10 protein-coding genes are annotated in these 13,021 nt (G+C 70.5%); 8 read left to right on the top strand and 2 right to left on the bottom strand.

The window, feature by feature from the left end; all coding sequences use genetic code 11:
• The first annotated feature begins 169 nt into the window (after nucleotides 1-169).
• From yajC to ACWEPF_RS07830, 5 genes are all read left to right on the top strand, one after another.
• Nucleotides 170-565, top strand: coding sequence for a preprotein translocase subunit YajC (gene yajC / locus ACWEPF_RS07850; protein ID WP_345278996.1), 396 nt, complete (start codon nucleotides 170-172; stop codon nucleotides 563-565).
• A 141-nt stretch (nucleotides 566-706) separates the two neighbouring features.
• Nucleotides 707-2,473: a protein translocase subunit SecD gene (gene secD / locus ACWEPF_RS07845; RefSeq protein WP_452171865.1), complete on the top strand. Its 1,767-nt coding sequence runs from the start codon at nucleotides 707-709 to the stop codon at nucleotides 2,471-2,473.
• A 4-nt stretch (nucleotides 2,474-2,477) separates the two neighbouring features.
• Complete coding sequence (gene secF, locus ACWEPF_RS07840; protein WP_452171864.1) at nucleotides 2,478-3,596, top strand: protein translocase subunit SecF; 1,119 nt, start codon at nucleotides 2,478-2,480, stop codon at nucleotides 3,594-3,596.
• A gap of 14 nt (nucleotides 3,597-3,610) precedes the next feature.
• Nucleotides 3,611-4,162, top strand: coding sequence for an adenine phosphoribosyltransferase (locus ACWEPF_RS07835; RefSeq protein WP_452171863.1), 552 nt, complete (start codon nucleotides 3,611-3,613; stop codon nucleotides 4,160-4,162).
• Between the two features lie 108 nt (nucleotides 4,163-4,270).
• Entirely contained in the window at nucleotides 4,271-6,655 is a 2,385-nt protein-coding gene (locus ACWEPF_RS07830) for a RelA/SpoT family protein (RefSeq protein WP_380150339.1), read from the top strand.
• Between the two features lie 69 nt (nucleotides 6,656-6,724).
• Here ACWEPF_RS07830 and ACWEPF_RS07825 read toward each other — a convergent pair whose 3' ends face one another.
• Together ACWEPF_RS07825 and ACWEPF_RS07820 are read right to left on the bottom strand one after the other, a co-directional pair.
• Entirely contained in the window at nucleotides 6,725-7,954 is a 1,230-nt protein-coding gene (locus tag ACWEPF_RS07825; RefSeq protein WP_452171862.1) for a DUF349 domain-containing protein, read from the bottom strand.
• Nucleotides 7,955-8,201: 247 nt separating this feature from the next.
• Complete coding sequence (locus tag ACWEPF_RS07820) at nucleotides 8,202-9,002, bottom strand: peptidylprolyl isomerase (RefSeq protein ID WP_452171861.1); 801 nt, start codon at nucleotides 9,000-9,002, stop codon at nucleotides 8,202-8,204.
• 222 nt (nucleotides 9,003-9,224) lie between these two features.
• Between ACWEPF_RS07820 and ACWEPF_RS07815 the strand changes: the two genes are divergently transcribed.
• The 3 genes from ACWEPF_RS07815 to aspS are packed head-to-tail and all read left to right on the top strand — an operon-like array spanning nucleotide 9,225 to nucleotide 13,002.
• Complete coding sequence (locus ACWEPF_RS07815) at nucleotides 9,225-9,932, top strand: MBL fold metallo-hydrolase (protein WP_345279006.1); 708 nt, start codon at nucleotides 9,225-9,227, stop codon at nucleotides 9,930-9,932.
• 11 nt (nucleotides 9,933-9,943) lie between these two features.
• A complete protein-coding gene (gene hisS, locus ACWEPF_RS07810; RefSeq protein WP_449794899.1) occupies nucleotides 9,944-11,209 on the top strand; it encodes a histidine--tRNA ligase in 1,266 nt (421 codons plus the stop codon).
• Entirely contained in the window at nucleotides 11,206-13,002 is a 1,797-nt protein-coding gene (gene aspS, locus ACWEPF_RS07805) for an aspartate--tRNA ligase (protein ID WP_345279010.1), read from the top strand. Before hisS ends, aspS begins: the two co-directional genes overlap by 4 nt.
• The last annotated feature ends 19 nt before the right edge of the window (nucleotides 13,003-13,021 follow it).

Genomic DNA, 13,021 nt, shown 5'->3' with positions numbered 1-13,021 from the left:
CAAACCGTTCCTGGTGGAGGTCGCCACCAACGGCGGCAGGATGACATGCTTGGCGTTGTCCGATCAGCGGAGGTCGCTTAGACTCCGCCGGACCGCCCCTCTCACCCGACGGGCCGACCCAATGCCGATGGCCGTCGCACCGTAGGCGGCCTGGACAAGGACACAGGCTGTGGAAACGCTCATCCTCCCTCTGATCATGATCGCCGTTCTGTTCATGATGTTCCGGTCGAACAAGAAGCGGCAGGAGCAGGCGCAGCAGATGCGTTCCGGCCTCGAGCCGGGCGCCGGCGTCCGCACCATCGGGGGGATGTACGCCCTGGTCAAGTCGGTCAACGAGGAGACCGTCGAGCTGGAGCTCGCCCCCGGCGTGGTCGCCCACTTCACCAAGGGCGCGATCGCCGCGGTGCTGGAGCCGCAGGAGTACGACGCGATCATCAACGGCCGCCCGGCCGACGAGGAGCCGCAGGACGAGGCGGCCGAGGCCGACGAGAAGCCGGTCAGCTTCGACAAGTCGGACGACTCGGACAACGGAGGTGCCGACGACGAGGCCCCGAAGAGCAAGTAGTACGGTCGGGCTTCCCCGATCGAGCGGCAAGTCGCCGCGCGCACACAGGACCTCACGGGCCGTCAGGCCACCCTCCCCCTATCCGCCACCTACCGGACAGGGTCCGGTGGGCGGCGGCATGGACAGGGAGAAACGAGCAAGGTGGCAACACCCAAGTCGCGCCCGCGCGACGGTTACCCGGGACGGGCACTGGCCTTCATCCTGGTCGTCACCGTCGGACTGGTCGCCCTCATGTTCGGGACGGGCCACACCACGCCGCGTCTCGGGATCGACCTCGCCGGTGGTACCAGCATCACGCTGACCGCCAAGTCGGATGACCCCGCCGCGATCAACAAGTCCAACATGGACACCGCGGTCAACATCATCCAGAAGCGCGTGAACGCCTTCGGTGTCTCCGAGGCCGAGGTCCAGACCCAGGGCTCGGACACCATCATCGTCAACATCCCGAACAAGGATGGTGGCAACGAGAAGGCGATCAAGGACGTCGGTCAGACCGCCAAGCTCTACTTCCGCCCGGTGCTGGCGCTCGCGCCCACCGGCTCCCTGCCGCAGCCCTCGGCCACCCCGAGCGCCTCGGGCAGCCCGTCGGCCGCCGCCTCCCCGAACGCCGGCGCCTCCGCCGCCGCGCCCTCGGCCACGCCGAGCCCGTCCGGGAGCAAGGCCGGCCGCGCCGTCACCGACGCGCTGAAGGCCGACCCGACCGCCTCCGCCTCGGCCACGCCGAACGCGTCCGGCACCCCGAGCGCCGCGCCGAGCGCCCCGAGCGCCGCCGACCTCTCGGCCGCCCTCACCCAGGGCGCCGTCCCGGCCGAGCTGCAGCAGCAGTTCGCCGCGCTGGACTGCTCGGACCCGTCCAAGCGCCTGGACTACCAGAGCGAGCCGACCAAGAACGCGGTCGCCTGCTCCTACGACGCCGAGCAGGGCATCTGGTACAAGTTCGCGCTCGGCCCGGTGGCCGTGAACGGTGACAGCATCTCCAAGGCCACCGCCGTGTACGACACCCAGCAGGGTGCCGGCTGGCAGGTCCAGCTCCAGTTCAACAGCGCCGGCTCGGACGCCTTCGCCGCGATCACCGGTCAGCTGGCCACCCAGGCCCCGCCGGCCAACCAGTTCGCCGTGGTCCTCGACGGCAAGGTGGTCTCCCACCCGTACGTCCAGCAGGCCATCCCCGGCGGCTCGGCCGTGATCTCCGGCAGCTTCACCCAGCAGGAGGCCAAGGCCCTGGCCGACGTGCTCTCCTTCGGCGCGCTGCCGCTGACCTTCCAGATGAGCGACGTCACCACGGTCTCCCCGCAGCTCGGCGGCGACCAGCTGACGGCCGGTCTGATCGCCGGCGCCATCGGCATGGTCCTCGTGGTGCTCTACTCGCTGGTCTACTACCGCGGCCTCGGCCTGGTCTCGATCGCCGGTCTGCTGGTCTCGGCCGCGCTGACCTACGCGATCATGTCGCTGCTCGGCGCGGGCATCGGCTTCGCGCTCAACCTGCCGGCCGTCTGCGGTGCCATCGTCGCGATCGGCATCACGGCGGACTCCTTCATCGTGTACTTCGAGCGCATCCGCGACGAGGTCCGCGAGGGCGCCCCGCTGCGCCCGGCCGTCCAGCGCGCCTGGCCGCGGGCCCGGCGCACCATCCTGGTCTCGGACTTCGTCTCCTTCCTCTGTGCCGCGGTGCTCTACTTCGTCTCGGTCGGCAAGGTGCAGGGCTTCGCCTTCACCCTCGGTCTGACCACCGCCCTGGACGTCGTGGTGATCTTCTTCTTCACCAAGCCGCTGATCACCCTGCTCGCCCGCACCAAGTTCTTCGCCGAGGGTCACCCCTGGTCCGGCCTGGACCCGAAGCGCCTGGGCGCCCGTCCTCCGGTGCGCGGTCGTCGCCGCACCTCCGCCACTGCCGCCAAGGAGGTCTGACGCGATGTCACGCTTCAGCAACCTCGGTCACCGTCTCTACCAGGGCGAGGTCAGCTTCGACTTCGTCGGCCGGCGCAAGCTCTGGTACAGCATCTCCGCCGTCATCGTCCTGGTGGCCGGCATCGGCCTGGCCATGGGCCTCAAGCTCGGCATCGAGTTCGAGGGCGGCTCGGTCTACACGGTCACCAAGCCGGGTCTGACGGTCTCCCAGGCCCAGTCCGCGGCCGACTCGATCCTGCACGACACCAAGGCCCTGGTGCAGTCCACCGACAAGGGCGCGGTCAAGATCCAGATCTCGGCCGAGGAGCAGCTCCCGGCGGACACCTTCATCTCGGAGCTGTCCAAGGACCTGGACGTCCCGGCCAACCAGATCAACGCCCAGGTGATCGGCCCCAGCTGGGGCGAGGAGATCTCCAAGAAGGCGCTGCTCGGCCTGGTCATCTTCATGGTGCTGGTCACCGTGTACCTGGCCATCGCCTTCGAGTGGCGGATGGCCATCGCCGCCCTGGTCGCCCTGATCCACGACCTCCTGATCACCATCGGCGTCTACGCCCTGGTCGGCTTCGAGGTCACCCCGGGCACCGTGATCGGCTTCCTCACCATCCTCGGCTACTCGCTCTACGACACGGTCGTCGTCTTCGACACCGTGAAGGAGAACGCCAAGGGCATCACCCGGCAGAACAAGGTCACCTTCAGCGAGGCGGCCAACGCCGGTCTGAACCAGACCCTGGTCCGCTCGATCAACACCACCGTGGTGGCGCTCCTCCCGGTCGCCGCGCTGCTCTTCATCGGCGGCGGCATCCTGGGTGCCGGCACCCTGAACGACATCTCGCTGGCCCTGTTCATCGGCCTCGCGGCCGGTGCCTACTCCTCGATCTGCGTCGCGACCCCGCTGTACGCGCAGCTCAAGGAGGCCACCCCCGAGATGCGCGCGCTGGCCAAGAAGGTCGCCGCCCGCCGGGCGGCCGACGCCAAGGCCGCCGCGGAGAACCCCACCGTCGAGGAGGCCGGCGAGGAGCTGTCGGCCAACGAGGGTGACGACGACTCAGCGGGTATGGTCGGACAGCGCAACCAGCCGGTCAGCAAGTCCCGCACCCGGGGACGTCCGTCCGGCAAGCACTGACGACAAGGACCCCCGTGACCTCTCCCGACCCCGCCCTGGCCGAGCTGCTCAACAGCCGGATCAAGGACGTCCCCGACTACCCCAAGCCGGGCGTGCTGTTCAAGGACATCGCGCCGCTGCTGGCCGACGCCGAGGCGTTCGGCGCCCTCACCCGGGCGCTGGCCGCCCGGGCGGCGGAGCTCGGGGCGACGAAGGTGGTCGGTCTGGAGGCACGGGGGTTCGTGCTCGCCGCCCCGGCGGCGTACGCGGCCGGGCTCGGCTTCGTACCGATCCGCAAGAAGGGCAAGCTGCCCGGCGAGGTGTTCTCCAAGTCGTACGACCTGGAGTACGGGTCGGCGACGCTGGAGGTGCAGTGCGACGCCTTCGCGCCGGGCGAGAAGGTGCTGGTCGTCGACGACGTGCTGGCCACCGGCGGGACCATCGCGGCCTCGCTCGACCTGGTCCAGCAGGCCGGGGCCGAGCTGGCCGGCGTGGTGGTCCTGATGGAGCTGAGCTTCCTGCCGGGCCGCGAGCGGCTGACGCCGCACCTGAACGGAGCACCGCTCGAGACGCTCGTCACGGTCTGAGAATTGGTCATACCGGGGGTGCGAGGAACTGCGCGACCAGCCCTCTACGGAGGTGCATGGTTGGCAGCGCAGTTCCCCGCGCCCCCAAAGGTTTAACCACTCGGTACCATGAAACCCCAACCGCACCACGAGGAGTCGTCCTTGCCCGACGAGGTTGTGCCCCCGGCGCCCGCCACGCCCAAGCCCTCGGCCACCGGCGGCATGCGGGCCCGCCTCGCCCGCCTCGGCGGTCAGCGCTCCACCGTGCTCAACCCGGTGCTGGAGCCGCTGTTCCGGACCATCCGGGCCCAGGACCCGAAGGCCGACCCGGCCCTGCTGCGCGACATCGAGCGCGCCTACGCGGTGGCGGAGAAGTGGCACCGCGGTCAGAAGCGCAAGAGCGGCGACCCGTACATCACCCACCCGCTGGCCGTGGCCACCATCCTGGCCGAACTCGGGATGGACGCGCCCACCCTGATGGCGGGTCTGCTGCACGACACCGTCGAGGACACCGACTACGGCCTGGAGACGCTGCGGCGGGACTTCGGCGACTCGGTGGCCCTGCTGGTGGACGGCGTCACCAAGCTGGACCGGGTGAAGTTCGGCGAGGCCGCGCAGGCCGAGACCGTCCGCAAGATGGTGGTCGCGATGGCCAAGGACCCCCGGGTCCTGGTGATCAAGCTGGCCGACCGGCTGCACAACATGCGGACCATGCGGTACCTCAAGCGGGAGAAGCAGGAGAAGAAGGCCCGCGAGACGCTGGAGATCTACGCCCCGCTGGCGCACCGGCTGGGCATGAACACCATCAAGTGGGAGCTGGAGGACCTCGCCTTCGCGATCCTCTACCCCAAGATGTACGACGAGATCGTGCGGCTGGTGGCCGAGCGCGCCCCGAAGCGGGACGAGTACCTGGCCACCGTGATCGACCAGGTCCAGGGCGACCTGCGGAGCGCCCGGATCACCGCGCAGGTGACGGGCCGTCCGAAGCACTACTACTCGGTCTACCAGAAGATGATCGTGCGCGGCCGCGACTTCGCCGAGATCTACGACCTGGTCGGCATCCGGGTCCTGGTGGACACCGTCCGCGACTGCTACGCGGCGCTCGGCACCATCCACGCGCGGTGGAACCCGGTCCCCGGCCGGTTCAAGGACTACATCGCGATGCCGAAGTTCAACATGTACCAGTCGCTGCACACCACGGTGATCGGTCCGGGCGGCAAGCCGGTCGAGCTGCAGATCCGCACCTTCGACATGCACCGCCGCGCGGAGTACGGCATCGCCGCGCACTGGAAGTACAAGCAGCGCGCGGTGGCCGGCGCCTCCAAGGTGCGCACCGACACGCCGACCCAGGTCCGCAAGGACGACAAGGCCGGGGCCGTCAACGAGATGGCCTGGCTGCGGCAGCTGCTGGACTGGCAGAAGGAGACCGAGGACCCGAGCGAGTTCCTGGAGTCGCTGCGCTTCGACCTCTCCAACAACGAGACCTTCGTCTTCACCCCCAAGGGTGACGTGATAGCGCTGCCCGCCGGGGCCACCCCGGTGGACTTCGCCTTCGCGGTGCACACCGAGGTCGGCTACCGCTGCATAGGAGCACGGGTCAACGGCCGGCTGGTGCCGCTGGAGTCGACGCTGGAGAACGGCGACACCGTGGAGGTCTTCACCTCCAAGGCGGAGAACGCGGGCCCGTCCCGGGACTGGCTGGGCTTCGTCAAGTCGCCGCGGGCCCGGAACAAGATCAAGGCCTGGTTCTCCAAGGAGCGCCGTGAGGAGGCGATCGAGCAGGGCAAGGAGGCGATCGTCCGGGCGATGCGCAAGCAGGGCCTGCCGATCCAGCGGATCCTGACCGGCGACTCGCTGGTCACCCTGGCGCACGAGATGCGCTACCCGGACATCTCCTCGTTCTACGCGGCGATCGGCGAGGGCCACGTCGCGGCGCAGAACATCGTCCAGAAGCTGGTGCAGGCGCTCGGCGGCGAGGAGGGCGCGACCGACGACCTGGCCGAGACCGCCACCCCGACGGCCCATCAGAACCGGGCCACCCGGCGCCGGGCCAAGGGCGACCCCGGGGTCATCGTCAAGGGCGTGGACGACGTCTGGGTCAAGCTGTCCCGCTGCTGCACGCCGGTGCCGGGCGACCCGATCGTCGGCTTCGTCACCCGGGGCAACGGCGTCTCGGTGCACCGGGCGGACTGCGTCAACGTCGAGGCGCTCTCCCAGCAGCCGGAGCGGATGATCGAGGTCGAGTGGGCCGCGACCCAGTCCTCGGTCTTCCTGGTGGCCATCCAGGTGGAGGCGCTGGACCGCTCCCGTCTGCTCTCGGACGTCACCCGGGTGCTCTCCGACCAGCACGTCAACATCCTGTCGGCGGCGGTGCAGACCTCCCGGGACCGGGTGGCGATGAGCCGCTTCACCTTCGAGATGGGCGACCCGAAGCACCTCGGGCACGTGCTCAAGGCGGTCCGCGGGGTCGAGGGCGTGTACGACGTCTACCGGGTCACCTCGGCCCGCCGGTAGGCACCGGAACGACGGAAGGGCCCCACCGCCTCGGCGGTGGGGCCCTTCCGACGTGCGGTCGGCGGAGGATCAGCCGCTGAACTCCTCCAGGCTCTTCTGGGCCTGGTCGAGCAGGGCCTGACGGCCCGCCAGCTCGTTCTCCAGCTTGGCGACCTTGGACGCGTTCCCGGCGGCGCGGGCCTTGTCCAGGTCGGCCCGCAGCTTGTCCACGGCGGCCTGGAGCAGGGCGGTCATGCCGGTGGCACGGGCCTTGGCCTCCGGGTTGGAGCGCTGCCACTCGGCGTCCTCGGCCTCGCGGACCGCCCGCTCGACCGTGTTCAGCCGGGCGTCCAGGCGGGGCTTGGCGTCGCGCGGGACGTGGCCGATGGCCTCCCAGCGCTCGGAGACCTCGCGCAGCGCGGCCTTGGCGGTCTTGAGGTCGGTGACCGGCAGGATCGCCTCGGCCTCGACCAGCAGGGCCTCCTTGAGCTTCTGGTTCTCGCCCTGCTCGGCGTCACGCTCGCTGAAGACCGAGGAGCGCGCCTGGAAGAACACGTCCTGGGCGCCCCGGAAGCGTGCCCACAGCTCCTCCTCCGCGTCCCGCTGGGCGCGGCCGGCGGCCTTCCAACGGGCCATCAGGTCCCGGTAGGCGGCGGCGGTGTCGCCCCACTCGGTCGAGCTGGAGAGCGCCTCGGCCTCGGCCACCAGGCGCTCCTTGACCGCCTTGGCCTGGTCGCGCTCGGCGTCCAGGGTGGCGAAGTGCGCCTTGCGGTGCTTGGAGAAGACCGAGCGGGCGTGCGAGAAGCGGTGCCACAGCTCGTCGTCGCTCTTGCGGTCCAGCCGGGGCAGCGCCTTCCAGCTGTCCACCAGCGCGCGCAGCCGGTCCCCGGCCTCGCGCCACTGGGTGGACTCGGCCAGCTGCTCGGCCTCGGCGACCAGCTTCTCCTTGGCCGCGCGGGTCTCCTCCTGGGCCTTGGCCCGGGCCGCCTTGCGCTCGGTCTGGCGGGTCTCGACCTCACCGGCCAGGGTCTCCAGGCGCTGGGCGAGCGCGGCCAGGTCGCCGACCGCGTGCGCCTCGGTGACCTGCTCGCGCAGGTGGTCGAGGGCGGTCTGGGCGTCCTTGGCGGCCAGGTCGGTCTTGCGGACCCGGTGCTCCAGCAGCCCGATCTCGGCCGACAGGCCCTGGTACTTGCGCTCGAAGTAGGCGAGGGCCTCCTCGGGGGAGCCCGCCTGCCAGGAGCCGACGACGCGCTCGCCATCGGCGGTCCTGACGTAGACGGTCCCCTGCTCGTCGACACGGCCCCACGGGTCGCTGCTCACAGCGCGCCTCCTCCACATGACGCCGCACCCCTTCCGGGGGCGGTACGTCGTCCACAGTTGATGTGCGGCGGACCGATGGAGTCCGCCGTCCGGGCCGTCGGGGTTCGGTGCCGAGGGTGACGGCCGACGGTCAGGGCACCCTATACAAGAAGCAAGATAGGCGACCAGCACCGGCGTTGTCCGTAATCCGGGCCGGGCGGATCGTCACGGCGCCGCGCCCGGTGGCCGGGCGCGGCGCCGTCGGGGCTCAGGACTTGGTGGTGGTCACCGCGTTGAGCACCACGTTGGCATTGGGGGCGCCGTCGCCCCCACCGCCCTTCACACCGCCGGCGGCGATGTTGGTGAGCACGTCCAGACCGCCGGTGATCTTGCCGAACGGCGTGTAGTTCGGGGGCAGTTGGGTGTCCTTGTAGACCAGGAAGAACTGGCTGCCGTTGGTGCCCGGGCCCGCGTTGGCCATCGCCAGGGTGCCGGCCGGGTAGGTGGCGCCGGTGAGGTTCTCGTCCGGGAACTGGTAGCCCGGGCCGCCGGAGCCGGTGCCGGTCGGGTCACCGCACTGGAGCACGTAGATGCCCTCGGTGGTGAGGCGGTGGCACTTCACGTGGTCGAAGTACTGCTCGCCCGCCAGGAAGGCGAAGGAGTTGACCGTCTTGGGGGCCTTGGCGGCGTCCAGGGAGACCGTCACGTCGCCGCAGCTGGTCTTCAGCACGGCGGTGTAGGCGGCCTTGGTGTCCAGCGACATGGCCGGCTCGGTCTTCCACTGCTTGCCGTTGGGCTTGCCCTCGGCCGGGGCGGTGCAGCCCTTGACGTCCACCGGGGTGGGCGCGGGAGCGGTCGGCGCGGCCTGCGCCGAGGGCTCCTTCTTCGGGTCCGAGTCGAAGAGGCCGCCGGCCCAGGCGCCGCCGGCGGCGATCAGCACGACGGCCAGCGAGCCGCCGACGATCGCGTTGCGCTGACGGGCCTTCTTCTGGGCCTCGGCCCGGCGCTCCGCCTGGCGCTCGTACTTCTCGCGGGCGAGCTGCCGCCGCCGCTGTTCGCTGGTGACCACCGGGCGTGTCTCCTGAGGAATGGACGTCTTGGTCGGTATCTAGGGACGGATCATCGCACCCGTCGGCGGCCAAGTGTAGGGACCTCGTGTGTAAGTACGAGATCAGCCGTGCGGGCCGACAGGTCACGATTGCGTCGACAACCGGTTAGGAACCCGTGCGGTGGCGCCGGTAGGCTGCGGGATGACTCGTAATGGTCCGTTACCCGATGGAGAGGAAACACGTTGTTCGTCGCCGGATTTCCCGCCGGAGCCTGGGGCACCAATTGCTACCTGGTCGCACCGGCAGCCGGTGAGGAGTGCGTGATCGTCGACCCCGGGCACGAGGCCGCCCAGGGCGTCGAGGACCTGATCCGGGAGCACCGGCTGAAGCCCGTCGCCGTGCTGCTCACCCACGGACACATCGACCACATCGCCTCGGTGGTGCCGGTCTGCGGCGCGCGGAACGTGCCCGCCTGGATCCACCCCGAGGACCGCTACATGATGACCGACCCGGCACGCGGCCTCGGCCGTGCGCTCGGGCAGCAGATCATGGGCTCGATCACGGTCGGCGAGCCGGACGACGTGCGGGAGTTGACCGACGGCGCGGTCCTGGACCTGGCCGGCCTCCAGCTGACGGTGGATCACGCCCCCGGCCATACCAAGGGGTCGGTGACCTTCCGGACGCCCTCGAGCGAAGACATCCCACCGGTGCTCTTCTCGGGTGACCTGCTGTTCGCCGGCTCGGTAGGGCGTACCGACCTCCCGGGGGGAGACGGCGAGGCGATCCTGCGCTCGCTGGCCCGGGTGTGCCTGCCCCTCGACGACTCCACCGTGGTCCTCTCCGGCCACGGCGGCCAGACCACCATCGGCCGCGAGCGCGCGACCAACCCCTACCTCAGGCAGGCGGCGGGAGCGCACGGCGCTCCGGCCTTCCCGCGACGAGGAATGTGACGGAAGAGAAGTTGAGCACCTTCACCGCCCCCAAGGGCACCTACGACCTGCTGCCGGGCACCAACTCCGCCGAGTTCCTGGCCGTCCGCGACCAGCTGAGCGCCCCGCTGCGCCGGGCCGGGTACGGCTACATCGAGACCCCGGTCTTCGAGGACATCAAGCTCTTCTCCCGCGGCGTCGGCGAGTCCACCGACATCGTCACCAAGGAGATGTACACCCTCACCACCAAGGGCGGCGACGAGCTCGGTCTGCGCCCCGAGGGCACCGCCTCCGTGGTCCGCGCGGCCCTCCAGGCCAACCTGCACAAGCAGGGCAACCTGCCGGTGAAGCTCTGGTACTCGGGCAACTTCTACCGCTACGAGCGGGCCCAGAAGGGCCGCTACCGCCAGTTCTCGCAGATCGGCGCCGAGGCGATCGGGGCCGAGGACCCGGCGCTGGACGCCGAGTTGATGATCCTGGCGGACGACGCCTTCAAGGCGCTCGGCCTGCGGAACTACAAGCTGCTGGTCAACTCGCTGGGCGACAGGCAGTGCCGTCCGGTCTACCGCGCCGCGCTGGTCGACTTCCTCTCCGGGCTCGACCTGGACGAGGAGACCCGCCGCCGCGCCGAGATCAACCCGCTCCGGGTGCTCGACGACAAGCGCGAGTCGGTGCAGGCCCAGCTCACCGACGCGCCGATGCTCCGCGACTACCTCTGCGAGGACTGCACGTCCTACGACGAGCAGGTCCGCGCGCTGCTGACCGCCGCCGGGGTGGCGTACGAGCAGGACCCCAAGCTGGTCCGCGGCCTGGACTACTACACCCGCACCACCTTCGAGTTCGTGCACTTCGGCCTCGGGGCGCAGTCCGCGATCGGCGGCGGCGGGCGTTACGACGGCCTGTCGGAGATGCTCGGCGGCCCGGCCCTGCCCTCGGTCGGCTGGGGCCTGGGCGTGGACCGAACCTACCTGGCGCTGGAGGCGGAGGGCGTGACCCTCGACCTGCCGGTCACCACCGAGGTGTACGCCGTGGCGCTCGGCGAGGAGGCCAAGGCCGTGCTGTTCGGCAAGGTCACCGAGCTGCGCCGGGCCGGCATCGCCACCGACCTCGCCTTCGGCGTCAAGAGCATCAAGAACGCCATGAAGTCCGCCGACCGTAGCGGCGCCCGCTTCGCCCTGGTCGCCGGGGACCGCGATCTCGCCGAGGGCGTCGTCCAGTTGAAGGACATGACCTCCGGCGAGCAGAGCCCCGTCGCCCTCGAAGCACTCGTCACCACCCTGAAGGAGAAGCAGCTGTGATCCGCACGCACGACGCGGGCACGCTCCGCGCGGAGCACGCCGGCACCACCGTCACCCTGGCCGGCTGGGTCGCCCGCCGCCGCGACCACGGCGGCGTCGCCTTCATCGACCTCCGGGACGCCTCCGGCACCGTGCAGATCGTCGCCCGTGACCTGGAGGCCATCGGCGACCTGCGCTCCGAGTACTGCGTCAAGGTCGTCGGCGAGGTCCGGGTCCGCCCCGAGGGCAACGAGAACCCGGAGATCCCGACCGGCAAGATCGAGGTCGTGGTGGGCGCGCTGGAGGTCCTCTCCGAGGCCGCCGCGCTGCCCTTCCAGGTCGCCGAGTACGAGCCGGGCACGGTCAACGAGGAGGTCCGCCTCCGGTACCGCTACCTGGACCTGCGCCGCGAGGGCCCGGCCCGCGCGCTGCGGCTGCGCTCGAAGGTCAACCACATCATCCGCACGGTGATGGAGGAGAACGACTTCCTCGACATCGAGACCCCGTACCTCACCCGCTCCACCCCCGAGGGCGCCCGCGACTTCCTGGTGCCCGTCCGCCTGCAGCCGGGCCACTGGTACGCCCTGCCGCAGTCGCCGCAGCTGTTCAAGCAGCTGCTGATGGTGGCCGGCATGGAGCGGTACTACCAGATCGCCCGCTGCTTCCGCGACGAGGACTTCCGCGCCGACCGGCAGCCGGAGTTCACCCAGCTGGACATCGAGGCCTCGTTCGTCGACCAGGAGGACATCCTGGCCCTCGGCGAGAAGGTCGTCTCCCGGATCTGGTCCGAGGTCCACGGCTACGAGCTGCCCAGCCCGCTGCCCCGGATGACCTACGCCGACGCGATGAACCGCTACGGCTCGGACAAGCCGGACGTGCGCTTCGGCCAGGAGCTCACCGACCTCACCGAGTACTTCGCGGGCACCGAGTTCCGGGTCTTCCAGGCCCCGTACGTCGGCGCCGTGGTGATGCCCGGCGGCGCCTCGCAGCCGCGCAAGCAGCTGGACGCCTGGCAGGACTGGGCCAAGGCGCGCGGCGCCCGCGGCCTGGCCTACGTGCTGGTGGACGCCGAGACCGGCGAGCTGCGCGGCCCGGTGGCCAAGAACCTCTCCGAGGAGCACCTGGCCGGCCTGGCCGCCGCGGCCGGCGCCAAGCCGGGCGACGCGGTGTTCTTCGCGGCCGGCAAGAAGACCGCCTCGCAGGAGCTGCTCGGCGCCGCCCGCCTGGAGATCGGCCGCCGCTGCGAGCTCATCGACGAGTCGCAGTGGGCCTTCCTCTGGGTGGTCGACTTCCCGATGTTCGAGCCGATCGAGGACGACAAGGGCGAGTTCCAGGGCTGGCACGCGGTGCACCACCCCTTCACCGCCCCGACCGCCGAGTCGCTGGCCACCTTCGACACCGACCCGGGCTCGGCGCTCTCCAACGCCTACGACCTGGTGCTCAACGGCTCGGAGCTGGGCGGCGGTTCGATCCGTATCCACCAGCGGGACGTGCAGAAGCGGGCGTTCGACGCGATCGGCCTCAGCGAGGAGGAGGCCCAGTCGCAGTTCGGCTTCCTGCTGGACGCCTTCAACTACGGCCCGCCGCCGCACGGTGGCGTCGCCTTCGGCCTGGACCGCATCGTCACCCTCCTCGGCGGGTACGACACCATCCGTGACGTCATCGCGTTCCCGAAGACCTCGACCGGCGGCGACCCGCTGACCGGCGCCCCGACCCCGATCACCCCGGCCCAGCGCCGGGAGGCCGGTGTCGACGCCAAGCCGAAGTCGGAGACGGCCGCGGCCGCCAAGTCGGAGGCCCCGAAGGAGTCCTGACGAGGCTTCAGTAACATCG

The sequence above is a fragment of the Kitasatospora sp. NPDC004289 genome (genome assembly GCF_053602875.1).
The sequence above is the reverse complement of the archived record's forward strand: the minus strand, read 5'-3'. Positions and strand labels throughout refer to the sequence as shown.

Coding starts and splice junctions, on each gene's coding strand:
- secF (WP_452171864.1), top strand. CDS start 2,478: ATGTCACGCTTCAGCAACCTCGGTCACCGTCTCTACCAGGGCGAGGTC.
- ACWEPF_RS07830 (WP_380150339.1), top strand. CDS start 4,271: ATGAAACCCCAACCGCACCACGAGGAGTCGTCCTTGCCCGACGAGGTT.